Origin of the sequence: Streptococcus mitis (genome assembly GCF_965111725.1) — a bacterium.
Classification (GTDB): domain Bacteria; phylum Bacillota; class Bacilli; order Lactobacillales; family Streptococcaceae; genus Streptococcus; species Streptococcus mitis_DV.
The window spans coordinates 1214111-1240291 of sequence record NZ_OZ217341.1 but is presented as its reverse complement, the minus strand read 5'-3'; the positions used below and the strand labels follow the sequence as shown (position 1 = coordinate 1240291).

14 protein-coding genes and 2 pseudogenes are annotated in these 26181 nt (G+C 39.7%); 13 read left to right on the top strand and 3 right to left on the bottom strand.

Translation table 11 applies throughout. The features are described from left to right. Positions 1 to 5 precede the first annotated feature (5 nt). The 4 genes and pseudogenes from ACLV7Q_RS06090 to ACLV7Q_RS06075 form a co-directional block, all read left to right on the top strand. A complete protein-coding gene (locus ACLV7Q_RS06090; RefSeq protein ID WP_218757824.1) occupies positions 6 to 1769 on the top strand; it encodes a glycerophosphoryl diester phosphodiesterase membrane domain-containing protein in 1764 nt (587 codons plus the stop codon). Positions 1770 to 2095: 326 nt separating this feature from the next. Next, positions 2096 to 2983, top strand: coding sequence for an Rpn family recombination-promoting nuclease/putative transposase (locus tag ACLV7Q_RS06085; RefSeq protein WP_218757825.1), 888 nt, complete (start codon positions 2096 to 2098; stop codon positions 2981 to 2983). Positions 2984 to 3174: 191 nt separating this feature from the next. Continuing rightward, positions 3175 to 4197, top strand: coding sequence for an Rpn family recombination-promoting nuclease/putative transposase (locus ACLV7Q_RS06080; protein WP_218757826.1), 1023 nt, complete (start codon positions 3175 to 3177; stop codon positions 4195 to 4197). Beyond that, positions 4198 to 4551: pseudogene (locus ACLV7Q_RS06075) on the top strand (hypothetical protein); the annotation flags it as partial. A gap of 28 nt (positions 4552 to 4579) precedes the next feature. Here ACLV7Q_RS06075 and ACLV7Q_RS06070 read toward each other — a convergent pair. Continuing rightward, positions 4580 to 4783 carry a hypothetical protein gene (locus tag ACLV7Q_RS06070; RefSeq protein ID WP_218757828.1) on the bottom strand — a complete coding sequence of 68 codons (204 nt, stop codon included), beginning with the start codon at positions 4781 to 4783 and terminating at the stop codon, positions 4580 to 4582. Between the two features lie 491 nt (positions 4784 to 5274). On the opposite strand from ACLV7Q_RS06070, the pseudogene ACLV7Q_RS06065 reads away from it, so the two are divergent. From ACLV7Q_RS06065 to ACLV7Q_RS06045, 5 genes and pseudogenes are all read left to right on the top strand, one after another. Further along, positions 5275 to 11628 (top strand): annotated as a pseudogene (locus ACLV7Q_RS06065) (YSIRK-type signal peptide-containing protein); the annotation flags it as partial. Between the two features lie 441 nt (positions 11629 to 12069). Beyond that, entirely contained in the window at positions 12070 to 12486 is a 417-nt protein-coding gene (locus ACLV7Q_RS06060) for an EGFR-like transmembrane domain-containing protein (RefSeq protein ID WP_218757133.1), read from the top strand. Between the two features lie 228 nt (positions 12487 to 12714). Continuing rightward, a complete protein-coding gene (ccdA2, locus tag ACLV7Q_RS06055; protein WP_218757132.1) occupies positions 12715 to 13422 on the top strand; it encodes a thiol-disulfide oxidoreductase-associated membrane protein CcdA2 in 708 nt (235 codons plus the stop codon). Between the two features lie 11 nt (positions 13423 to 13433). Further along, on the top strand, positions 13434 to 13991 hold the full coding sequence (sdbB, locus tag ACLV7Q_RS06050; RefSeq protein WP_218757131.1) for a thiol-disulfide oxidoreductase-associated lipoprotein SdbB: 558 nt from the start codon (positions 13434 to 13436) through the stop codon (positions 13989 to 13991). A gap of 120 nt (positions 13992 to 14111) precedes the next feature. Next, the gene (locus ACLV7Q_RS06045; protein WP_218757130.1) at positions 14112 to 15503 is read left to right on the top strand and encodes an APC family permease; all 1392 of its coding nucleotides are present in this window, start codon (positions 14112 to 14114) and stop codon (positions 15501 to 15503) included. A 28-nt stretch (positions 15504 to 15531) separates the two neighbouring features. Here the strand turns inward: ACLV7Q_RS06045 and ACLV7Q_RS06040 are convergent, their stop codons facing one another. Continuing rightward, the gene (locus ACLV7Q_RS06040; protein WP_225904688.1) at positions 15532 to 15735 is read right to left on the bottom strand and encodes a hypothetical protein; all 204 of its coding nucleotides are present in this window, start codon (positions 15733 to 15735) and stop codon (positions 15532 to 15534) included. 153 nt (positions 15736 to 15888) lie between these two features. Between ACLV7Q_RS06040 and adcAII the strand changes: the two genes are divergently transcribed. The 3 genes from adcAII to ACLV7Q_RS06025 all read left to right on the top strand — a co-directional run bounded on the left by adcAII (position 15889) and on the right by ACLV7Q_RS06025 (position 23666). Beyond that, positions 15889 to 16806: a zinc-binding lipoprotein AdcAII gene (adcAII, locus tag ACLV7Q_RS06035; RefSeq protein ID WP_173283029.1), complete on the top strand. Its 918-nt coding sequence runs from the start codon at positions 15889 to 15891 to the stop codon at positions 16804 to 16806. A 7-nt stretch (positions 16807 to 16813) separates the two neighbouring features. Then, positions 16814 to 19906, top strand: coding sequence for a pneumococcal-type histidine triad protein (locus ACLV7Q_RS06030; protein WP_218757129.1), 3093 nt, complete (start codon positions 16814 to 16816; stop codon positions 19904 to 19906). Positions 19907 to 20117: 211 nt separating this feature from the next. Then, entirely contained in the window at positions 20118 to 23666 is a 3549-nt protein-coding gene (locus ACLV7Q_RS06025; protein ID WP_218757128.1) for a pneumococcal-type histidine triad protein, read from the top strand. A 35-nt stretch (positions 23667 to 23701) separates the two neighbouring features. On the opposite strand, the gene pepT is transcribed toward ACLV7Q_RS06025, so the two are convergent. Further along, positions 23702 to 24925: a peptidase T gene (gene pepT, locus ACLV7Q_RS06020; RefSeq protein WP_218757127.1), complete on the bottom strand. Its 1224-nt coding sequence runs from the start codon at positions 24923 to 24925 to the stop codon at positions 23702 to 23704. A 153-nt stretch (positions 24926 to 25078) separates the two neighbouring features. Between pepT and hemH the strand changes: the two genes are divergently transcribed. Continuing rightward, positions 25079 to 26173 (top strand): ferrochelatase, encoded by a 1095-nt coding sequence (gene hemH, locus ACLV7Q_RS06015; RefSeq protein ID WP_173307174.1) that lies wholly within the window; start codon positions 25079 to 25081, stop codon positions 26171 to 26173. Positions 26174 to 26181: the final 8 nt, after the last annotated feature.

Genomic DNA, 26181 nt, shown 5'->3' with positions numbered 1-26181 from the left:
TGCCTATGAAACCTGAAAAACCTAAAAAATTGGGTTTTAAACAGATTTACCTCAATCTTGATAAAATCCTCTTTCTCTTTTTCTTAATTTTTATGATAGTGGAGTATTTGTGGGTACCATTCAATTCATGGTTGGCTAGCTTCTTATTAGATCAGACAGGTTATCTTTTTATTTCCTATAACAATCTCTTAGCCATCCTCACTCATTCTCCATTGATTAGTCTAGCTTTTTTAGCCTTGATTATCATTAACCTTCTGGTTGCTTATTTTCAAATAGGACTCCTCTTTATTGGTGCTCGTCATCTTCTCTATCATGAAAAGCGAAGGCTAATTGAGTATATCCGCAAGGTTTTCCATGAAAGTTTTGGATTTATGAAAAAGCTAACTTGCGCTAAAGCCTTGTTTATCTTTTTCTATATAGCTATGCTTTTTCCTTTTATACGGAAAATGCTGAAGATTTATTATCTCAATAAAATCGTTATTCCAGAGTTTATCCAAGCTTATTTAGAAGATAAATATTGGATGTGGTGGCTAAGCATCCTATTTCTATCTCTTATCTTTCTCTATGTCTCTGTCAGATTGATGTTTGCCCTTCCGAAGATTGTATATGATCAGCTGACTGTTCGAGAAGCAGTGATGTTTAGCTTGGAGAAAACCAAGAAAAGAGTTGCTTTTTATGCTTGGAATTTATTTTATATCTTGCTAAAGGCAAATTTATTATTTTATCTTCCTTTGATTCCTTTGTTATTGGCTCAAACTTTGGTAGATGACATCACTCAGAGAGAGTCTCTGATTCTTGGTATTTTGAATTTTGTTGTGATTAAAAATCTTTATTATATGGCTCTGACTTACTTTTTGGTTAAATTTGTTTCATTTTTGACAGGAAAGGAGCTGGATATGCTTCCTCGGAGAGAAAAAGATCACATCATGCGATGGGGAGTCATGACTTGTGCCAGTCTTTTCTTTGCCTTAGAAGGTTATATTTATCTGGAGGTTCCCATGGTTCATCTACCTCAGCTTATTTCTCACCGAGGGGTTTCCAATGCAAATGGGATTCAAAATACAGTAGAATCCTTAGAAACTACAGCACAACTCAAACCAGACTTGGTGGAGACGGACGTGCAGGAAACAAAAGATGGGCAGTTTGTCATGATGCATGATGCTAACTTGAAAAATCTAGCAGGTATCAATAAAAGTCCTCAAGACTTAAACTTGGAGGAGCTTAAAGGGATTGATATTTTTGAAAATGGCTACCAGACTAAAATTTCAAGCTTTGAAGACTATCTCAGTCGAGCCAACGAACTTGGTCAAAAATTACTAATTGAAATCAAAACCAGTAAAAAAGATAGTCCAGACATGATGGACCGCTTTTTAGCCCGTTATGCTGCAAAGCTCAAGATTTATGGACATCAAATCCAGTCTTTAGACTACCATGTTGTCGAAAAAGTAAGACAGTATGATGCCGAACTGCCAGTTTATTTCATCATGCCCTACAATTCTGTCTTTCCTAAAACAAAGGCGACAGGATATACCATGGAATACTCAACCTTGGATGAATATTTTGTAAGCAAACTATGGACAACGGACCAGAAACTTTATGTCTGGACTGTCAATGATTCAGAAGCTATCAGCAAATCGCTTCACTTAGGAGTAGATGGAGTGATTACAGATGATTTGGAAAAAGTTCAGTGGGAAATAGAAGTAGCCCAAGAAGATCCAGAATATACGGATTTGCTTTTGAAAAAAGCATTGGAATTCTTTGAATTTTAGTAATAAAAAAGAGGAACAACTATTCCTTCCATGATAGGTAAGTATTCTTGTGAATACTTGCTTTTTTGTGGTTGCAATCCGTTTACGAGAATTGTTTGTATTGTTCTTGTTTCAATTGATTTTATGGTGCTTTGAAGTTGGAATGCTACACTATAACTTCTAAAATAGTACTAGAAATTGGAAAGCTTCCTTTATTCTATATATCTATTAGAAAGAATTGATTAAAAATTAGGAGACTTTTAATTTCTTTTCCGAATAAATAGATAGAAGCAGTGAATCTAGTGAGCCTAGATTTAAAAATGTGCTATAATAGAAGGAGGAAAAGGATGATTCTCAGACATCCGGGCATTAGCCCGACTAATGATTTGGTTGCTAAGAAAATTTTCAGCAATCCAGAAATCACTTGTCAATTTATCCGCGATATGTTGGACTTGCCAGCTAAAAATGTGACCATTTTGGAAGGAAGCAATATTCATGTCTTGCCTTCCCTGCCGTACTCGGCGCAGGATTTCTATACCAGTATAGACGTTTTGGCGGAGTTGGACAACGGCACTCAAGTTATCATTGAGATTCAGGTTCACCATCAGAATTTTTTCATCAATCGCCTGTGGGCTTATCTGTGCAGTCAGGTTAATCAAAATCTTGAAAAAATTCGCCAACGTGAAGGTGATACCCACCAGAGCTACAAACACATCGCACCAGTATACGCTATTGCTATCGTGGATAGTAACTACTTCTCAGATGACCTGGCTTTCCATAGTTTTAGTATGCGCGAGGACACGACAGGTGAAGTCTTAACCATCACAAATAACGGTCAGGAAAACCATCTGGTTAAGATGGCATTCTTGGAATTAAAAAAATACAGAGAAACCAGCAAAGACAAGGTTCGTAAACCATGGTTGGAGTTTTTTGGGAACAAACCCTTTACCCAGCAACCCGAGCGAGCCATCAGCCAGGCAGACCAACTGCTGGACTACAAGAGCTGGTCCGAGGAGGACAGGAAAATGTTTAGTCAACTACGTATGCGAGAAGAACAAGCCTTGCTAGCGCAGGACTATGCCTTGGAACAAGCTGAAGAAAAAGGTATTGAACGTGGAAAGCTGCTTGCTTTTTTAGATATGGTTCGCCAAGGACTTCTGTCATCTGAGGTTGCAAGTGAGCAATTAGGTATGACCGTGGCTGAGTTTGAAGCGTTGTTGGCAAGACATGGGTGAGAAATCTGTAAATATTATACGATATGAAAACAATTAAAAAGAATAGCTAAATTTCTTGATGGAAAAGAGATTAGCTATCTTTTTTGTTAGGAAAGTTTGAACTTTTCACTTTCTTTTCCGAATAAATAGATAGAAACATCAAATCTAGTAAATTAGATTAAAAAATGTGCTATAATGAAAGGAGAAGAAATATGACTGTACGTCATCCGGGCATTAGCCCAACTAACGATTTGGTTGCTAAGAAAATCTTTAGCAACCCAGAAATCACTTGTCAATTTATCCGCGATATGCTGGACTTGCCAGCCAAAAATGTAACCATTTTGGAGGGGAGCAATATTCATGTACTACCTTCCCTGCCTTATTCAGCCCAAGATTTCTATACCAGTATAGATGTTTTAGCTGAACTAGACAATGGCACTCAAGTTATCATTGAGATTCAGGTACATCATCAGAATTTTTTTATCAATCGCCTGTGGGCTTATCTGTGCAGTCAGGTCAATCAAAATCTTGAAAAAATTCGCCAACGAGAAGGTGATACCCACCAGAGCTATAAACACATCGCTCCTGTCTACGCCATTGCAATTGTCGATAGTAATTATTTCCAAGATGACTTAGCTTTCCATAGCTTTAGCATGCGAGAGGACACGACAGGTGAAGTCTTAACCATCACCAATAATGGTCAAGAAAACCATCTGGTCAAGATGGCATTCTTGGAACTAAAAAAATATAGAGAAACCAGCAAAGACGAGGTTCGCAAGCCCTGGTTAGAGTTTTTCGGGAACAAGCCCTTTACCCAGCAACCCGAGCGAGCCATCAGCCAAGCAGACCAACTGCTGGACTACAAGAGCTGGTCCGAGGAGGACAGGAAGATGTTTAGTCAACTACGTATGCGTGAAGAACAAGCATTGTTAGCGCAGGACTATGCCTTGGAACAAGCTGAGGAAAAAGGGTTGGAACGTGGTCGTGCAGAGGGTATTGAACAAGGTTTAGAGCGTGGACTTGAACGTGGCCGTGCAGAGGGGATTGAACAAGGCATCGAAAAAGGTTTAGCACAAGGACTTGAACGTGGACGAGCTGAAGGCATCGAACAGGGATTAAAAGTAGGTTTAGTAAATCTAGTACGTCAAGGTCTTCTAACACCTGAGGTTGCCAGCCGGCAGTTAGGCATGACCGTGGCTGAGTTTGAAGCGCTATTGAAGAACCATCATAAATAAGACCTAAAAAAATACAGAGAAACCAGCAAAGACGAGGTTCGCAAGCCGTGGTTGGAGTTTTTCGGGAACAAACCCTTTACCCAACAACCCGAGCGAGCCATCAGCCAAGCAGACCAACTGCTGGACTACAAGAGCTGGTCCGAGGAGGACAGGAAGATGTTTAGTCAACTACGTATGCGTGAAGAACAAGCCTTGTTAGCACAGGACTATGCCTTGGAACAAGCAGAGGAAAAAGGTATTGAACGTGGAAAGCTGCTTGCTTTCTTAGATATGGTTCGTAAGCATCTTCTGACTTCCGAGGTTGCGAGCGAGCAATTGGGCATGACCGTCGCTGAGTTTGAGACATTGTTGTAAAATCAGCAATAATGGTCAAGCACACCATCTAGCCAAGGTGTGCTTTTTGTACTAAAAGACAGGCAAGCGTTTTTGCTTTAGTCTCTTTATCCTTTATCTCTCCTTTTACTTTATTTATTTGCAGGAATTTTGGAGAGACTTTGGGTATGATTTTGCTATCGGCCTTTCTCTTTGCTTCTTTCCTATATTTATCTGGGCTTTTACGAGTCTCGCTATAGCTAATTTTTGTCATGGTTAATCTACCTTTGCTACTCGACAAAGCTGGGAGAGCCTACATCAAGTGATTTGGTTAAGGAGTTATATCAAATAATATCTCAGGATTTCTGATTTTTCGGAGAGCCTGTTTTTTTATTTGCTGAGTCTAGGATAGGTCTTTCTGGCGATAGATAGCAAGACGAACAGCTTCGTTTGAATGTCATATAAATTTAAAATTTCTGAAAATAATGAAAAATATACTAAATTCACAAATAAGAAGCCTCTAAATCCTTTAAAATAAGCAATATGCATATATATATATATATATATATAATTATCGATTTTCTAAAACAAAGTGAGGTTGAGGAAAGGGGACTAAGTTGATATAATTAAGTGTTAGTAAACAATGGGCTTTTTGTCATTTGTTCAAGATGAGAAAAGGTCATGTTTTCCTGTTTTTATTGCGAGTTGATGCCTGCATGAACATGGCTAGAGGAGCAAAGACAGGGTAGAAAGAAAGGAAAAACTATGAAACAGTTTAAAATGAATGAGCGCCAACGCTTTTCTATACGCAAGTTTTCAATTGGAGCAGCCTCAGTCTTGCTAGGGTCTGTCTTTTTTGTGGCTAATCCAGCGACAGAAGTTCAGGCGGCGGAAGCAAATACAGAAGTGGTCAGTCAGGATGGAAATGGCAACACTGGGAATCCATCTGTCTTACCGCCATCAGATACAAGCAATCAAAATCTTAACGTAGAACAAGAAGGAGCTAAACCAAACACTCAAGCGACAGAGAGAAAAGAGCAAGACAGCCAAGCTAAAGATGGTGAAGGAAAAGCTAAGGTTGAGGAAAGGAGTACTGAAGGCAATTCTAAATTAGAATCAAATAAAGAGATAGCAGAAAAACAAGATCAACCAAAAACAGATATTGAACTTAGTAGACAACTAAATACTCAGAACTTAGAATCACTATTAAGTGAAATTGATGCCATAAAAACAGAAAACTACACAAAAGAATCAGTAGCAGCCTTAAAAGCAAAAGCCGAAGAAGCGAGACAAGTCCTTGCAACGGCGCAAAATCAAACAGAAGTAGATGCAGCCTTTAGAACATTAGTAAGTTATAAAAATACTGGCTTAAAACGTGTTAAGAAGGATGTAGAACCTAAGGCTCCTAAACTTGATACAACAAATGGAAAAGCAACTGTCGGTCTAAAGGCAGAAAATACAGAACCAAACGGTAGCAATATCGCAGGGCATAATCATAGCTTGAATGGAACTACTTTTACAGAAGGTAGTGGGTTTAGGACAGCGCCTGCAGGGGACGTCACATTTAGTCAATTGGATGGAAGTTTGGAAACAGAAGCTGGGCAGGCGCCATATGCGAGATTTACACTAAAATTTCGAAGAGGTCACAATTATAGACCTCAACCAACTACTGCCACTACAAATGGTGTATATCTTGATTATCAGAGTCAAAGAACAGAGGGAGATTTTGTAAATCGTACTTATGTTACCCGTGGAAGTAACGCTGAAGTAGGAACTTATAATGTTCCAGTGCGTGTAACCGACTCTTCTACAGGTGAAGTGTATATTCAGACAACGATTAAAGTTACTGTTAAACCACTTCCACCAACTGTTACAGTAACTGATTTGGAACATTCAGAAGGGAAACAAGCTACAGTTACGGCTACAGCAAGAAACTCTAATGATTCGACTGTTGAGTTTTATTTGAATGGAGTAAAACAAAAGGCGGTAAAAGCAGTTAATGGTAGTGCTACTTGGACACCAAATTCACCATTTAATGTAGGGGATAGGATAACAGCTGTAAATATTGCAAGAGATAAGGAATCTATGACAGGTACCTATGGGGGAGTTGTTAATATAGCTACGACTACATCTAATCCTAGTAATCCAGTAACAATACCTAAATCACCGACACCAAGTGTAGATAAAAGCGAACTAACACGAGAAACCAATGCCTTAGATGGACTTACAAAAGAAGCAGATCCGACTGTAGGTAAGACAACAAGTACAGCGAGTGCTTATAACACAGCTAAGCAAGAGGCTATATCTGCTGTAAATAATGCCAAGACAGTGATTGGTAATCAAAATGCGACTACTGATGACGTTTCAACCGCCTTGGCAAGCGTCAAAGAGAAATCTCAAAACTTGACAAGTGCTAAAACAAATCTAGTTGAAGCAGCTAGTCAAGATGCCAGAGAAGCCTTGAAAACGAGCGCGGAAGCCTTGACAAAAGCTTCTACAGATAACAAAACGCCTAAGAGTATTGAAGAATACAATAAACAGTATGAGGCTCTAAAAACAGATTTGGAAACTGCCAAGACTGAGGCCTTGAATATTGTTCAGAAAGCTGGAGATGCAAGTAAGGCAGAAGTGCAAGCTTCACAAGGAAAAGTTGACGGCATTAAAGCACGCTTGGATGAAGCAGCTAAAGTGTTGGTAGACCAAGCCAATAAAGACGAATTGACACGAGAAACCAATGCCTTAGATGGACTTACAAAAGAAGCAGATCCGACTGTAGGTAAGACAACAAGTACAGCGAGTGCTTATAACACAGCTAAGCAAGAGGCTATATCTGCTGTAAATAATGCCAAGACAGTGATTGGTAATCCAAATGCGACTACTGATGACGTTTCAACCGCCTTGGCAAGCGTCAAAGAGAAATCTCAAAACTTGACAAGTGCTAAAACAAATCTAGTTGAAGCAGCTAGTCAAGATGCCAGAGAAGCCTTGAAAACGAGCGCGGAAGCCTTGACAAAAGCTTCTACAGATAACAAAACGCCTAAGAGTATTGAAGAATACAATAAACAGTATGAGGCTCTAAAAACAGATTTGGAAACTGCCAAGACTGAGGCCTTGAATATTGTTCAGAAAGCTGGAGATGCAAGTAAGGCAGAAGTGCAAGCTTCACAAGGAAAAGTTGACGGCATTAAAGCACGCTTGGATGAAGCAGCTAAAGTGTTGGTAGACCAAGCCAATAAAGACGAATTGACACGAGAAACCAATGCCTTAGATGGACTTACAAAAGAAGCAGATCCGACTGTAGGTAAGACAACAAGTACAGCGAGTGCTTATAACACAGCTAAGCAAGAGGCTATATCTGCTGTAAATAATGCCAAGACAGTGATTGGTAATCCAAATGCGACTACTGATGACGTTTCAACCGCCTTGGCAAGCGTCAAAGAGAAATCTCAAAACTTGACAAGTGCTAAAACAAATCTAGTTGAAGCAGCTAGTCAAGATGCCAGAGAAGCCTTGAAAACGAGCGCGGAAGCCTTGACAAAAGCTTCTACAGATAACAAAACGCCTAAGAGTATTGAAGAATACAATAAACAGTATGAGGCTCTAAAAACAGATTTGGAAACTGCCAAGACTGAGGCCTTGAATATTGTTCAGAAAGCTGGAGATGCAAGTAAGGCAGAAGTGCAAGCTTCACAAGGAAAAGTTGACGGCATTAAAGCACGCTTGGATGAAGCAGCTAAAGTGTTGGTAGACCAAGCCAATAAAGACGAATTGACACGAGAAACCAATGCCTTAGATGGACTTACAAAAGAAGCAGATCCGACTGTAGGTAAGACAACAAGTACAGCGAGTGCTTATAACACAGCTAAGCAAGAGGCTATATCTGCTGTAAATAATGCCAAGACAGTGATTGGTAATCCAAATGCGACTACTGATGACGTTTCAACCGCCTTGGCAAGCGTCAAAGAGAAATCTCAAAACTTGACAAGTGCTAAAACAAATCTAGTTGAAGCAGCTAGTCAAGATGCCAGAGAAGCCTTGAAAACGAGCGCGGAAGCCTTGACAAAAGCTTCTACAGATAACAAAACGCCTAAGAGTATTGAAGAATACAATAAACAGTATGAGGCTCTAAAAACAGATTTGGAAACTGCCAAGACTGAGGCCTTGAATATTGTTCAGAAAGCTGGAGATGCAAGTAAGGCAGAAGTGCAAGCTTCACAAGGAAAAGTTGACGGCATTAAAGCACGCTTGGATGAAGCAGCTAAAGTGTTGGTAGACCAAGCCAATAAAGACGAATTGACACGAGAAACCAATGCCTTAGATGGACTTACAAAAGAAGCAGATCCGACTGTAGGTAAGACAACAAGTACAGCGAGTGCTTATAACACAGCTAAGCAAGAGGCTATATCTGCTGTAAATAATGCCAAGACAGTGATTGGTAATCCAAATGCGACTACTGATGACGTTTCAACCGCCTTGGCAAGCGTCAAAGAGAAATCTCAAAACTTGACAAGTGCTAAAACAAATCTAGTTGAAGCAGCTAGTCAAGATGCCAGAGAAGCCTTGAAAACGAGCGCGGAAGCCTTGACAAAAGCTTCTACAGATAACAAAACGCCTAAGAGTATTGAAGAATACAATAAACAGTATGAGGCTCTAAAAACAGATTTGGAAACTGCCAAGACTGAGGCCTTGAATATTGTTCAGAAAGCTGGAGATGCAAGTAAGGCAGAAGTGCAAGCTTCACAAGGAAAAGTTGACGGCATTAAAGCACGCTTGGATGAAGCAGCTAAAGTGTTGGTAGACCAAGCCAATAAAGACGAATTGACACGAGAAACCAATGCCTTAGATGGACTTACAAAAGAAGCAGATCCGACTGTAGGTAAGACAACAAGTACAGCGAGTGCTTATAACACAGCTAAGCAAGAGGCTATATCTGCTGTAAATAATGCCAAGACAGTGATTGGTAATCAAAATGCGACTACTGATGACGTTTCAACCGCCTTGGCAAGCGTCAAAGAGAAATCTCAAAACTTGACAAGTGCTAAAACAAATCTAGTTGAAGCAGCTAGTCAAGATGCCAGAGAAGCCTTGAAAACGAGCGCGGAAGCCTTGACAAAAGCTTCTACAGATAACAAAACGCCTAAGAGTATTGAAGAATACAATAAACAGTATGAGGCTCTAAAAACAGATTTGGAAACTGCCAAGACTGAGGCCTTGAATATTGTTCAGAAAGCTGGAGATGCAAGTAAGGCAGAAGTGCAAGCTTCACAAGGAAAAGTTGACGGCATTAAAGCACGCTTGGATGAAGCAGCTAAAGTGTTGGTAGACCAAGCCAATAAAGACGAATTGACACGAGAAACCAATGCCTTAGATGGACTTACAAAAGAAGCAGATCCGACTGTAGGTAAGACAACAAGTACAGCGAGTGCTTATAACACAGCTAAGCAAGAGGCTATATCTGCTGTAAATAATGCCAAGACAGTGATTGGTAATCCAAATGCGACTACTGATGACGTTTCAACCGCCTTGGCAAGCGTCAAAGAGAAATCTCAAAACTTGACAAGTGCTAAAACAAATCTAGTTGAAGCAGCTAGTCAAGATGCCAGAGAAGCCTTGAAAACGAGCGCGGAAGCCTTGACAAAAGCTTCTACAGATAACAAAACGCCTAAGAGTATTGAAGAATACAATAAACAGTATGAGGCTCTAAAAACAGATTTGGAAACTGCCAAGACTGAGGCCTTGAATATTGTTCAGAAAGCTGGAGATGCAAGTAAGGCAGAAGTGCAAGCTTCACAAGGAAAAGTTGACGGCATTAAAGCACGCTTGGATGAAGCAGCTAAAGTGTTGGTAGACCAAGCCAATAAAGACGAATTGACACGAGAAACCAATGCCTTAGATGGACTTACAAAAGAAGCAGATCCGACTGTAGGTAAGACAACAAGTACAGCGAGTGCTTATAACACAGCTAAGCAAGAGGCTATATCTGCTGTAAATAATGCCAAGACAGTGATTGGTAATCCAAATGCGACTACTGATGACGTTTCAACCGCCTTGGCAAGCGTCAAAGAGAAATCTCAAAACTTGACAAGTGCTAAAACAAATCTAGTTGAAGCAGCTAGTCAAGATGCCAGAGAAGCCTTGAAAACGAGCGCGGAAGCCTTGACAAAAGCTTCTACAGATAACAAAACGCCTAAGAGTATTGAAGAATACAATAAACAGTATGAGGCTCTAAAAACAGATTTGGAAACTGCCAAGACTGAGGCCTTGAATATTGTTCAGAAAGCTGGAGATGCAAGTAAGGCAGAAGTGCAAGCTTCACAAGGAAAAGTTGACGGCATTAAAGCACGCTTGGATGAAGCAGCTAAAGTGTTGGTAGACCAAGCCAATAAAGACGAATTGACACGAGAAACCAATGCCTTAGATGGACTTACAAAAGAAGCAGATCCGACTGTAGGTAAGACAACAAGTACAGCGAGTGCTTATAACACAGCTAAGCAAGAGGCTATATCTGCTGTAAATAATGCCAAGACAGTGATTGGTAATCCAAATGCGACTACTGATGACGTTTCAACCGCCTTGGCAAGCGTCAAAGAGAAATCTCAAAACTTGACAAGTGCTAAAACAAATCTAGTTGAAGCAGCTAGTCAAGATGCCAGAGAAGCCTTGAAAACGAGCGCGGAAGCCTTGACAAAAGCTTCTACAGATAACAAAACGCCTAAGAGTATTGAAGAATACAATAAACAGTATGAGGCTCTAAAAACAGATTTGGAAACTGCCAAGACTGAGGCCTTGAATATTGTTCAGAAAGCTGGAGATGCAAGTAAGGCAGAAGTGCAAGCTTCACAAGGAAAAGTTGACGGCATTCAAGCACGTTTGGACGAAGCAGCTAAAGTGTTGGTAGACCAAGCCAATAAAGACGAATTGACACGAGAAACCAATGCCTTAGATGGACTTACAAAAGAAGCAGATCCGACTGTAGGTAAGACAACAAGTACAGCGAGTGCTTATAACACAGCTAAGCAAGAGGCTATATCTGCTGTAAATAATGCCAAGACAGTGATTGGTAATCAAAACGCAACTGTTCAAGATGTCAGTGATGAAATCGAAAAATTAAAATCTGCAATGAAGAAACTTCAAGAGGCGAAAGATGGTTTGAGAGATATTCAAATTCCTTCACATTCTACTGAGGAACCTACTCAGCCAGATCAAGGAGCTACTGAGACTCCAACAGCTCCATCTGAGCCAGCTCCACAACCGTCTCAACCAACTGCTCCTAGTCAACCTGCAAGTCCTGTCCCAGCTCCAAGTTCAGCTCCGACTCAAGCTCCTAGAGTGGCAGCAAGCGCTTCGGCTAGCTCAACGAACACGCAAGCTCCAGCTCAAGAGCAAGTTGACAAGTCTGAACTTCGTGCCTTGACTCAAGAGTTAGACCAACGCTTGAAAGCTTTGGCAACAGTATCTGATCCGAAAATCGATGCAGCCAAGGCGGTTCTCCTAGATGCTCAAAAAGCTCTGGAAGATAGTGCCTTGACAGAGCAAGGTCTGCGTACTGCAGTAGAGTCTGTGAAGGTTGCCTTGGACTCTCTCAAAGATGTGAAAGCAAATGCTAGCGACAGCAAGCCTACACAGGACAAGAAGGATGCCAAACAAGGAACGGAAGATAGTAAGGATTCAGATAAGATGACTGAAACAAACTCAGTTCCAGCAGGAGTGATTGTAGTCGGTCTACTTGCTCTTCTAGGTGTGATTGCCTTCTGGTTGGTTCGCCGTAAGAAAGAGTCAGAAATCCAGCAATTAAGCACGGAATTGACAAAAGTTCTTGGACAGCTAGATGCAGAAAAAGCGGATAAAAAAGTCCTTGCCAAAGCCAAAAAACTTCTCCAAGAAACCCTTGATTTCGTGAAAGAAGAAAATGGCTCAGCAGAGACAGAAGCTAAACTAGTAGAGGAGCTTAAAGCAACCCTTGCCAAACTCAAGTAAAACATGAGTTATGAAATGTCAAATCTAAAAGACGTTTCCGTTCACAAAAGCAGCGACGAGTAACCCTTGTCGTTGCTTTTTGGCTATTTTGGGGACAAGATCCGCCTTGACTAGCAAAAGAAAAGATTGGTCAATAGTAGCCGATACGATTTTGCGTAGCAGAAAGCATACAAATTAAATTGAATATAGTAAAATAGGATTAGAAATCTTAAGAAAGTTGGTTCTTTATTGGAAACGATAATATTTTCAATCTCCGTTTTTTTAGCAGGGGTCTTGTCCTTCTTTTCTCCCTGTATTTTTCCTCTTTTGCCAGTCTATGCTGGGATTTTATTGGATGATCAGGAAAGCGCAAAAAGCTTTTCTTTATTTGGGAGAAAGGTTCTCTGGTCCGGTTTGATTCGAACACTTTGCTTTATTGCAGGTATTTCTCTTATTTTCTTTATTCTAGGCTTTGGTGCTGGTTACTTTGGTCATATTCTCTATGCCAATTGGTTTCGATATGTTATGGGAACAATTATTATCATTTTAGGCCTTCACCAGATGGAAATTTTTCATTTTAAGAAATTAGAGTTTCAAAAAAGCTTTACTTTTAAAAAATCAGAATCCAATCGTTATTGGTCAGCCTTTTTACTCGGTATTACCTTTAGCTTTGGTTGGACACCTTGTATTGGTCCAGTTTTAAGTTCTGTTTTAGCTCTTGCGGCTTCTGGAGGCAATGGGGCTTGGCAAGGTGCTATATATACCTTGATTTACACTCTGGGAATGGCCCTTCCTTTCTTGGTCTTGGCCCTAGCTTCAGGAGTCGTGATGCCTTATTTTAGTAAAATTAAACGTTATATGATGCTACTAAAGAAAATTGGTGGTTTGCTCATTATTTTAATGGGAATTTTGTTACTATTAGGACAAGTAAATGTTCTAGCTGGAATTTTTGAATAAAGGAGAAAAAGATGAAAAAAGTAATGTTTGCTGGCTTAAGCCTCTTGTCATTAGTTGTACTGATGGCCTGTGGTGAGGAAGAGACTAAAAAGACTCAAGCCCCACAACAGCCAAAACAAGAAACGACTGTACAACAAATCGCTGTTGGAAAAGAGGCTCCAGACTTTACCTTGCAATCAATGGATGGTAAAGAAGTTAAGTTATCTGATTTCAAGGGTAAAAAAGTCTACTTGAAGTTTTGGGCTTCATGGTGTGGTCCATGTAAGAAAAGTATGCCTGAGTTGATGGAATTAGCTGCAAAACCAGATCGCGATTTCGAAATTCTTAGTGTCATTGCCCCAGGAATTCAAGGCGAAAAAACTGTTGAACAATTCCCACAATGGTTCCAAGATCAAGGTTATAAGGATATTCCCGTTCTTTATGATACTAAAGCAACCACCTTCCAAGCTTATCAAATTAGAAGCATTCCTACAGAATACCTAATTGATAGTCAAGGGAAGATTGGAAAGATTCAATTTGGTGTTATCAGCAACGCGGATGCAGAAGCAGCCTTTAAAGAAATGAACTAGAATCGATAAAATCTGATTACAAGATGTAGTCAGATTTTTTTAGAAAATCATTTTATAAATATTCACAAATATCCTATATTTATGGTAAAATAGAATCATCATTTTATTTAGGAGTCAAAGATGAATATATTTAGAACAAAGAATGTTAGTTTGGATAAAACGGAGATGCACAGGCATTTGAAGTTATGGGATTTGATTTTGCTGGGTATCGGAGCCATGGTAGGGACAGGTGTCTTTACAATTACAGGTACTGCAGCCGCAACTCTAGCGGGTCCAGCCCTAGTGATTTCAATCGTCATTTCTGCCTTGTGTGTGGGATTATCAGCCCTCTTTTTTGCAGAATTTGCTTCACGAGTACCTGCTACAGGTGGTGCCTACAGTTATCTCTATGCTATCTTAGGAGAATTTCCAGCTTGGTTGGCTGGCTGGTTAACCATGATGGAGTTCATGACAGCCATATCAGGCGTAGCTTCGGGTTGGGCAGCTTATTTTAAAGGCTTGCTTTCTCAATACGGGATAGCCCTTCCTCAGGCTTTAAATGGTACCTTTAATCCTCAAGCAGGGACATTTGTTGATTTATTGCCTATTCTTGTCTTGGTCTTGGTGACTTCGCTTGTTTTACTAAATGCTAAGGCAGCCTTGCGCTTTAATTCGATTCTAGTTATTTTGAAATTTTCCGCTTTAGCTCTCTTTGTTTTAGTAGGAATTTGGCATATCAAGCTTGATAATTGGAGTAATTTTGCTCCTTATGGTTTTGGACAAATCTACGGCGCTAGTACTGGTATTATGGCTGGTGCGTCCTTGATGTTCTTTGGATTTTTAGGCTTCGAATCCATCTCTATGGCTGTAGATGAGGTCAAGACTCCTCAAAAAAATATTCCTAGAGGGATTGTCTTATCGCTTTCTATCGTAACCATTCTTTATGCCTTGGTGACTCTTGTCTTGACTGGTGTGGTTCACTATAGTCATCTAAATGTTGATGATGCCGTTGCCTTTGCCCTTCGTAGTGTTGGGATTAGTTGGGCAGCCAACTATGTGTCATTGGTGGCTATCTTGACCTTGATTACAGTTTGTATTTCGATGACCTATGCCCTATCGCGTATGATTTACAGTTTAGCACGTGACGGCTTGATGCCTGCTGCCTTTAAAGAACTAACGAAGACTAGCAAGGTACCAAAGAATGCTACTATCTTGACAGGTATAGCTTCAGCAGTAGCAGCAGGAATGTTCCCTCTAGCTAGTATTGCAGCCTTCTTAAATATTTGTACCTTAGCCTACTTGATTATGCTTGCTTACGGTCTGATTCGCTTACGGAAAGAAAAAGGAATGCCCAAAGCTGGAGAATTTAAAACACCATTGGTTCCCCTGTTACCGATTTTATCAATCATCATTTGTTTATCCTTTATGTTACAGTATAATATGGAAACTTGGATTGCTTTCCTAGTTGCATTGTTAGTAGGAAGTTTTATTTACTTTACTTATGGTTATAAGCATTCTACCATAGAAGAATAATACTCTTCGAAAATCTCTTCAAACCACGTCAGCTTTGCCTTGCCGTATGTATGTGACTGACTTCGTCAGTCTTATCTACAACCTCAAAACAGTGTTTTGAGCTGACTTCGTCAGTTTCATCTACAACCTCAAAAACATGTTTTGAGCTGACTTCGTCAGTTCTATCTGCAACCTCAAAGTCGTGCTTTGAGCAGCCTGCGGCTAGCTTCCTAATTTGCTCTTTGATTTTCATTGAGTATATAAAGTGAGAATCTGTTGAGTTGTTGAAACTCAGCAGATTTTTATATGTGAAAGAAATTTCAATTTTTTTCTAAAAATATCTTGACAGATTAAATTTTTAGGAGTAGAATGTTTACTAGTTAATTAAATGGTTAAGGAGTTGTTCATGAAGAAACAAAATTTATTTTTAGTCTTGTTAAGTGTTTTTCTATTATTGCTAGGAGCCTGTAGTCAAAAGGAAAGCCAGACAGGAAAGGGGATGAAAATTGTGACCAGTTTTTATCCTATCTATGCTATGGTCAAGGAAGTATCAGGTGACTTGAATGATGTTCGGATGATTCAGTCAAGTAGTGGAATTCACTCCTTTGAACCTTCAGCAAATGATATCGCTGCCATCTATGATGCAGATGTCTTTGTGTACCATTCGCATACGCTCGAATCTTGGGCAGGAAGTTTAGATCCCAATCTTAAAAAATCTAAAGTGAAGGTTTTAGAGGCTTCTGAGGGAATGACTTTAGACCGCGTCCCAGGGCTAGAAGATGTGGAAGCAGGGGATGGAGTTGATGAAAAAACGCTCTATGATCCTCACACTTGGCTAGATCCCGAAAAAGCTGGCGAAGAAGCTCAGATTATCGCTGATAAACTTTCAGAGGTGGATAGTGAGCATAAAGAAACTTACCAGAAAAATGCGCAAGCCTTTATCAAAAAAGCTCAAGAACTAACTAAGAAATTCCAGCCTAAATTTGAAAAAGCGAGTCAGAAAACCTTTGTAACACAACATACAGCCTTTTCTTATCTAGCGAAGAGATTTGGACTTCATCAACTTGGTATTGCAGGTATCTCTCCTGAACAAGAACCAAGTCCAAGACAACTAACAGAAATTCAGGAATTTGTTAAGACCTATAAGGTTAAAACGATTTTTACAGAAAGTAATGCTTCTTCAAAAGTAGCTGAAACTCTTGTCAAATCAACAGGTGTGGGTCTTAAAACTCTGAATCCTTTAGAGGCAGACCCACAAAATGACAAGACCTATTTAGAAAATCTTGAAGAAAATATAAGTGTTTTAGCAGAAGAATTAAAGTGAGGAAAGAATGAAAATCAATAAAAAATATGTAGCAGGTTCAGTGGCAGTTCTTGCCCTAAGTGTTTGTTCCTATGAACTTGGTCGTTACCAAGCTGGTCAGGCTAAGAAAGAGTCTAATCGAGTTGCTTATATAGACGGTGATCAGGCTGGTCAAAAGGCAGAAAATTTGACACCAGATGAAGTCAGTAAGAGAGAGGGAATCAACGCCGAACAAATTGTTATCAAGATTACGGATCAAGGTTATGTGACCTCTCATGGAGACCATTATCATTACTATAATGGTAAGGTTCCTTATGATGCCATCATCAGTGAAGAACTTCTCATGAAAGATCCGAATTATCAGTTGAAGGATTCAGACATTGTCAATGAAATCAAGGGTGGCTATGTCATTAAGGTAGACGGGAAATACTATGTTTACCTTAAAGATGCGGCTCATGCGGACAATATTCGGACAAAAGAAGAGATTAAACGTCAGAAGCAGGAACACAGTCATAATCATAATGCAAGCACAGATAATGCTGTTGCTGCTGCCAGAGCTCAAGGACGCTATACAACGGATGATGGTTATATCTTTAATGCCTCTGATATTATAGAAGATACGGGTGATGCCTATATCGTTCCTCATGGCAATCACTTCCATTATATTCCTAAGAGTGATTTGTCTGCCAGTGAATTAGCTGCTGCCCAAGCCTTCTTATCTGGAAAAGGCGGTCAATTAAGTACGGTTGAATATCGTTCTAGCAGGGGAGAAACAAGATCTAGTGTGAGAAGGAGTCCATCTGAGACACCTCAAAATCCTGCAACAGATTCTGAAAGTCAAAGTGAAGATTTAGCTAGTCTCCTTCAAGAATTGTATGCTTTGCCACTTAGCCAACGTCATGTGGAGTCTGATGGATTGGTATTTGACCCAGCACAGATTATAAAACGTACAGCAAATGGTGTGGCAGTTCCTCACGGGGATCATTTCCATTTCATCCCTTATTCGCAAATGTCTGCCTTGGAAGAAAAATTGGCTCGAAATCTACCAATTGGAGGTCAGCCAGTTCAAAAGCATTCTGATAATACGAAACCAAGCAGTACAGATAAACTAAGTTCAACCATTAAACCAAACTTTAATCTCAATACGCAAGCACCGAATCGAGCAACTGGAGGCGCCTATACAACGGATGATGGGTATGTCTTTAGTCCGACAGATGTGATTGAAGATACAGGAGACGCTTTTATTGTACCGCATGGCAATCATTTCCACTATATACCAAAAGGCGCTTTGTCTGCAGGAGAATTGGCTGCAGCCCAAGCCTATTGGAATGGGAAGCAAGGGTCTCGTCCTTCTTCAAGTTTTAGTCATAATGCAAATCCAGCTCAACCAAGCTTGTCAGAGAACCACAATCTAACTGTCACTCCAACTTATCATCAAAATCAAGGGGAAGATATTTCAAGCCTTTTACGTGAATTGTATGCCAAACCTTTGTCAGAACGACATGTGGAATCGGATGGCTTGGTATTCGACCCAGCACAAATAACAGATCGTACAGCAAATGGTGTTGCTGTGCCTCACGGAAATCATTATCACTTTATCCCTTATTCACAAATGTCTGATTTAGAGCAGAAGATTGCAAGAATGATTCTGTTAAAAGGGCAAAATGGTGCAGTCGTGCCAGGAATGCATTATTTGAAACCAGCACCAAAACCGCAAGCTCAACCGTCAACTGAGAAAAAACAAACTAATTTTGCAGTAGAACAGGTTGTTAGAAAAGTTGGAAAAGGATATGTTGTGGAAATTGCTGGTGTCAGTCACTATGTTTTTGCTAAAGACTTGGCTAAGGATAAGATTGATGCTATTGAAAATCTCTTGTCTAAGAAAACTCAAGAGACACATGCTCTAGTTGCGAAGAAAGAAAACGTCTCTTCTCGTGACAAAGAATTTTATGATAAAGCTTATAATCTGTTAACCCAGGCTCATAAAGCCTTGTCTGAAAATAAGGGGCGTGCTGTTGATTTTCAAGCCTTAGACAAATTAGCAGAACGCTTGAATAATGAATCTTCTAATAATAAAGTAAAATTGGTAGATGATTTATTGGCATTTCTAGCACCGATTACCCACCCAGAACGCCTTGGCAAACCAAATGCTCAAATTGCCTATACAAACGATGAAATTAAATTAGCGAAATTAGCAGGTAAATATACAACCTCAGATGGCTACATTTTTGACGAACATGATATTGAAAGTGATGCAGGAAATGCCTACGTCACTCCACACTTGAACCATAGCCACTGGATTAAAAAAGACAGCTTATCTGAAGCTGAAAGGGCAGCAGCTCAGGCTTATGCTAAAGAAAAAGGCTTACAAGCTCCAAATTCTACTGAAGCAAAACCAGAGGCAACAGGGACAGAAGCTATCTATAACCGCGTAACAGCTGAGAACAAGGTACCATTAGAAAAAATACCAAATCATTTACAGTATACTGTAGCTGTACAGAATGGTTACTTTATCATTCCTCACTTTGATCACTATCATAATCTTAAGTTTGCATGGTTTGACGAAGGACTCTATAAGGCACCTGAGGGTTATACCTTAGAAGATTTATTTGCGACTGTAAAATACTACGTTGAACATCCGGACCAACGTCCTCATTCAGATAATGGTTGGGGTAATGCTAGCGACCATGTTCGTAAAAATAAGGCAGACCAAGACGGTAAACCTGATGAAAATAAGGAACATGATGAAGTAAGTGAGCCAACTCGCTCTGAATCTGATGAAAAAGAGAATCACGCTGGTTTAAATCCTTCAGCAGATAATCTTTATAAACCGAGCACTGATGAAGACGAGACAGAGGAAGAAGCTGAAGATACTACAGAAGAGCCAGAAGTCCATCAAGTAGAGACTGCAAAAGTAGAAGCTAAACTCAAAGAAGTAGAAGCTTTACTTGATAAAGTAACGGATGCTAGTCTGAAAGCTACTGCGACTGAAACCCTGGCTAGTTTACGAGGTAACTTGAGCCTGCAAACCATGGATAATAATGGAATCATGGCAGAAGCAGAAAAATTACTTGCTTTGTTAAAAGGTAGTGAGTCAGTTACGACGAAACCAGAAGCATAAGTTTATCCTATTAAATCAAGATGATGTAAGAGTCAGTAGCAATACTGGCTTTTATTTTTTTTAAATGATATAAAAATCTTGACATATAAACTTAAAAAAGGTAAACTATTTACTGGTTAATTAAATGGTTAAATAACCAGTTTAGAAAAATTGTTTAACCGAGAAAAAGAAGTTAAGAAAAAGCTTCATCATTTATTGAAATGAGGGATTTATGAAATTCAGTAAAAAGTATATAGCAGCTGGATCAGCTGTTATCGTATCCTTGAGTCTTTGCGCCTATGCACTGAACCAGCATCGTTCGCAGGAAAATAAGGACAATAATCGTGTCTCTTATGTGGATGGCAGTCAGTCAAGTCAGAAAAGTGAAAACTTGACACCAGATCAGGTTAGCCAAAAAGAAGGAATTCAGGCTGAGCAAATTGTCATCAAAATTACAGATCAGGGCTATGTAACGTCACACGGTGACCACTATCATTACTATAATGGGAAAGTTCCTTATGATGCCCTCTTTAGTGAAGAACTCTTGATGAAGGATCCAAACTACAAACTTAAGGATGGAGATATTGTCAATGAGGTCAAGGGTGGTTATATCATCAAGGTCGATGGAAAATATTATGTCTACCTGAAAGATGCAGCTCATGCTGATAATGTTCGAACTAAAGATGAAATCAATCGTCAAAAACAAGAACATGTCAAAGATAATGAGAAGGTCAGCGCTGATGTTGCTGTAGCAAGGTCTCAGGGACGCTATACGACAGATGATGGTTATGTCTTTAATCCAGCTGATATTATCGAAGATACTGGTGATGCTTATATCGTTCCTCACGGAGGTCACTATCACTACATTCCAAAAAAGGATTTGTCTGCTAGTGAATTAGCAGCAGCAAAAGCTTATCTAGCTGGGAAAAATACGCAACCGAGTCAGTTAAGCTATTCTTCAGCAGCTAGTGACAATAACACGCAATCTGTAGCACAAGGCTCAACTAGCAAGCCAGCAAATAAAGCTGAAAATCTCCAAAGTCTATTGAAAGAACTCTATGATTTACCTAGAGACCAACGTTACAGTGAATCAGATGGTTTGGTCTTTGACCCTGCTAAGATTATCAGCCGTACGCCAAATGGAGTTGCGATTCCGCATGGTGATCATTATCACTTTATTCCTTACAGCAAACTCTCTCCTTTAGAAGAAAAGATTGCTAGAATGGTGCCTATCGGTGGAACTGATTCTACGGTCTCTACAAATGCAAAACCTCATGAAGTAGCGTCTAGTCTAGGAAGTCTTTCAAGTAGTCCATCTACTTTGAATAGTGCCTCATTACTTACAAATAAGCCTATCTCTTCAACATCTGATGGCTATATTTTTAATCCTAAAGATATTGTCGAAGAAACAGCCACAGCTTATATTGTAAGACATGGTGATCATTTACATTACATTCCTAAGTCGAATCAAATTGGACAACCGACTCTTCCAAACAATGGTCTAGCAACACCTTCTCCATCTCTTCCAATCAATCCAGGAATTTCACATGAGGAACATGAAGAAGATGGACACGGCTTTGATGCCGATCGTGTCATTAGTGAAGATGATCAAGGCTTTGTCATGACCCATGGCGACCACAATCATTATTTCTTTAAGAAAGATTTGACCCCTGAACAAATCAAGGCGGCACAAGATCATTTGAGAGGTAAAACACCAGCAACACCAAGTCCAGCACATGATGACGATGACGATCATGATGAAGATGCACATGGTCATCACCATGACGAACATGGCCATGATTTTGATGCCGATCGTATTATTGCTGAAGATGATCAAGGCTTTGTCATGTCACACGGAGATCACAATCATTACTTCTTCAAGAAAGATTTGACAGCGGAGCAAATTAAGGCAGCTCAGGATCATTTGAAAACACATCATGATGCAGAGCCTGTAAAACCTCTTGCTAAAACGGTAGAGTCTTTCTCAAGAGATGCTAGCGATGAAGAAAAAATTGCTTATATTTCGAAGACATACGGTGTTCCACTTGAAGCGATTAGAATTTCAAACGGATTCTTTGTCTTTGGAAATCCAGACCAAGCCTACGATCCAACTCATATCCATCCCTATGCTGTTCGTAAGGAACACGTTCGACTTCCACTCCAAACTGGCAATCCGGAACTTGATTTCCTAAATGAACTTTATACGACTGCCTTACGTGATGGTGTGTCTCCTTATAGTTTGCAGGTAGAAAATGGTAGTTTTGTGATTCCTCATGGTGACCACAATCACTACATCAAGGTTCAAACTAAGGGCTATGAAGTAGCTTTGAAAAACAAGATTCCAGCCCTACAATCCAACTACCAACCTGGAGCTTTTGATGAGAAGGTAGTTTTGGCAAAAGTAGACCAACTTCTAGCTGACAGCAGAAACATCTATAAAGACAAGCCTATCGAACAAAGACAGATTGAGTTAGCTTTAGGTCAGTTTACTGAAAACATGAAGAAACTGGCAACTAACTCTACAGCAGGTTATCTTGCAACACTAGAACTCTTTGATAAGCAATATATCCATATTGATGAAAGTGTCAAACCTGTTGAAACAAGTTCTTTAGATAAGAAATATCAGGCCTTGATTGATAAAATCAACACACTGGATACAGACTCTTATGGGCTTCCTAAGAAAGACCTTCTCGTTCGACTCCAGGAAGCTAAATTGGCTAAAGATGAGGCTGCTTTAGTAGCAGTTGAATCACAACTTCAAGCTCTTCAAGACTTTAATGATCGTACTGGTGATACAACAGTGGAATATATCAAGTACTTCTATGAGCATGTAAACGATAGTCGTTTAAATGAGGAGCTTCGTAATAAAGTAGCTAATTTGACTTTTACTTTATATCAATCCCAATCCTTCCGTAAGGCTGTGGACTTGAATAAACTGTTCCCAAGCATTTATCAAACAAAACAAGAAGTAGAAGAGGCTTTGAAAAATCAGCCAGCTTCTACAAAAGTAAATGAAACAGTTTTAGATAAAGAAAAAGTTGATAACCAATCTGCTAAGCAAGCGATTTATGAATTTTTGAAAGATATTTATCCTGACCTTAAGAAAGAGGATCATGTCAATCATGTTAGCAAGGAAGAAGTTGAAAGTCTTTTGAGCAAGGCAACTCAACTCTTGGAGCAAATTCAAGAAGAAGGAATTAGACAATCCTTGGCAGAAGAAGTAGAAAATCTCAAAGCTGCTACAAACAAGGCTGATGCAGACTTGGATGAAGTAAACAGCCAGGTAAAAGATGTCTTGACTCGTATCGCTAGCGCCCTTCAACAAGAGAAGGAAAATGCTGAACAAGATCCTCAGACACTTGTACTCTATCAAAAACTCTACGATATTCTCATATCGCTTCACTCTTATTTAGAAAGTAATAATGGTTCTGATGATGACTTTGATAAGGTGGATGCATTACTAGATCAACTTTCTGCTAAGAGTAAAGACAAAGCAGCTTTACTTGAATTGACAAAAGCTATTCTAGTTTTGAATCACCAAATCCAGTCAAAAGCTAGCGCAAGTGAAGAAACAAGTCCAGCAAGAAATGCTGAAGCAAATGGTGATAACACCAGTGCTGAGAACCAACCAAACGCAACTGCAGAATCTAACAGTGAAACTGCCAGCGACGAAAACAAACCAAGCAATACAAGAGATTCTAAACCTGCTGAACCAGCTTTAGAAAATGAAACAACAGAATCTTCTACAACTACTGGAAATCAAGCAAAACCAGCAGAGTAAAAAGAAAGGCGAAGTAGCTGAGCTACCTCGTCTTTTTAGTCTTTATAAGCTACGATGCCAATGATGGTATCAACTGCACGTTCCATAGTCTGAAGGCTGACGTATTCAAAACGACCGTGCATATTCTCGCCTCCCGCAAAGATATTAGGTGTTGGGATTCCCATAAAGGAAATCTTAGAGCCGTCTGTTCCACCCCTGATTGGTTCGATAATAGGAGTGATACCTAGATCTTCCATAACGGCTTTAGCAATGGTAATTGGAGTCATATCTTTTTCAATGACTTCTTTCATATTGTAGTACTGGTCTGTCAAGTTGAGAGTGACACGGTCGCTCCCAAGTTCTTGATTCATCTTATCAGCGATAGACTTCATAGTTGCTTTACGCGCTGCAAAGGCATCTTTTTCAAAATCACGAATGATGTAGCTAGCACTTGCCTCCTCAACGCTACCTGTTACATCCATTAGATGATAGAAACCTTGGTAACCATCCGTTAACTCAGGTCGGTCATTTTCTGGAAGTTGATTGTGAAAATCAATTGCTAACTGAAGGGCATTGACCATCTGACCTTTGGCGGTACCAGGGTGGACATTGCGTCCTTGGAAATGCAATTCAGCACCAGCTGCTGAAAAAGTCTCGTACTGAAGTTCACCTAGTGGGCCACCATCAACTGTGTAGGCGAAATCCACATCGAAATCTTCTACATCAAATTGATTAGCACCAACACCGATTTCTTCATCTGGACCAAAACCAACACGAATTTCACAGTGCTTGATTTCAGGATGAGCAGTCAGATATTCAATAGCTGTCATAATTTCAGCAATTCCTGACTTGTCATCAGCCCCCAGCAAGGTTGTTCCATCGGTTGTGATGAGCGTTTGTCCTGGATATTTCTCAAGACTCTTGAAGTCGGCTGGATCGAGTTTGAAACTAGAATTCCCTAGTTCAATCACACCACCATCGTAGTTTTCAATTACCTGAGGATTAACTCCTTCGGCATTAAAATCAGCAGTATCCATGTGGGAGATGAAGCCAATTTTACGTGTTAAAGATGGATCGTTAGCTGGCAAGGTCCCAATTGCAAAACCATTCGGAAGGTAGTAGACATTTTGCAGTCCAACACGTTTCATTTCAGGAATAAGAACATTGGTTGCAAAGTCAACCTGACTCTGTGTACTTGGAGTAGTAGTAGAGTGTTCATCAGAGCGCGTGTTGACCTTAACGTAGGTTAAAAAGCGGTCCAAGAGATTTGGATAAGTCATAAAAAACTCCTTTTGAATTCATTTTTTCCATTGTATCATAGAAAAGAGAGAAAAACAAAAGACAGAAGTTAGGGCAATCTGCTATGTTAGCGTTTACTTATCAGTGGATTCATGATAAAATAAACTTGATAAAAACATCACAAGGAAGCGATTATGAAAAAAGCAATTTTAATGATGACCTTTGGTTCACCAGAAGAGATTACCTTTGAAGGTGTAGCTGATTTTTTCACAAATATTCGTCGTGGAGTGAGACCTCAAGACCATGAGATTCAAACTCTTTATGATAATTATGTGCGAATTGGAGGTACTCCTCTGCAAAAAATTACCCGTGAAGAGGTTGCCTTGGTAGAAGCTAGGCTGGGGAATGAATATAGTGTCTATTTTGCCAATAAATTTTCCAGACCTTTTATTACAGATGTGATTGGTCAGATGGAAGCAGACGGCATTGAACAGTGTATTTGCTTGATTTTGGAGCCCCATTATTCTTTCTACTCTATCATGGGTTATGAGAAATTTTTAGAAAGCAAGCAAATTCAATTTTTGGTCATTAAGGACTGGTATCAGGAAGAAGCGCTCTTAAACTATTGGGCAGATGAAATTGCTAAGATTTTAAAGGAAGAAGTAAAGCAGGATAGCTTTAAAGTCATCTTTTCTGCCCATAGTGTGCCTATTTTTGCCTTGGACTTTGGTGATCCTTATATCGACCAAATTTTTGAAAATAGCAAGTTAGTCGCTGAAAAACTGGGTTTGAGTTCCGAGCAATATACCAATACTTGGCAGAGTGAAAGTGATATCGGAATTCCATGGATTAAGCCAGATGTTTTGGAATATCTCAGAGAACAGACAGAACATCCAGACCATTATATTTTTGTTCCTATCAGCTTCATTAGCGAGCATATTGAAGTTTTATTTGATAATGATGTGGAATGTTATGACTTGTGTCAGGAATTGGGTGTTACCTACCATCGTCCACCAATGCCCAATACGGATTCTCGTTTGATTGATGCCTTGGTTAATACAGTCAGAGCTAATGAACATCAAGAATTTAAGGAATTTCTCCCAGAAGAAGAAACCTTTGATGAGTTAGTTCCTTCAGATGAGACGAAAAATATTTTGGCTGAATCTGAAGATTTACAAATGCCGGAATTTGTGAAAAAACTGATTGAGAAAAAAGGTCGGGAAAATGTCAAGATGCCTTATCTTATCAAGAAGATGCTTGAGAAAGCAGGCAAGTTACCCAAAGAGTAAAGAAAAAA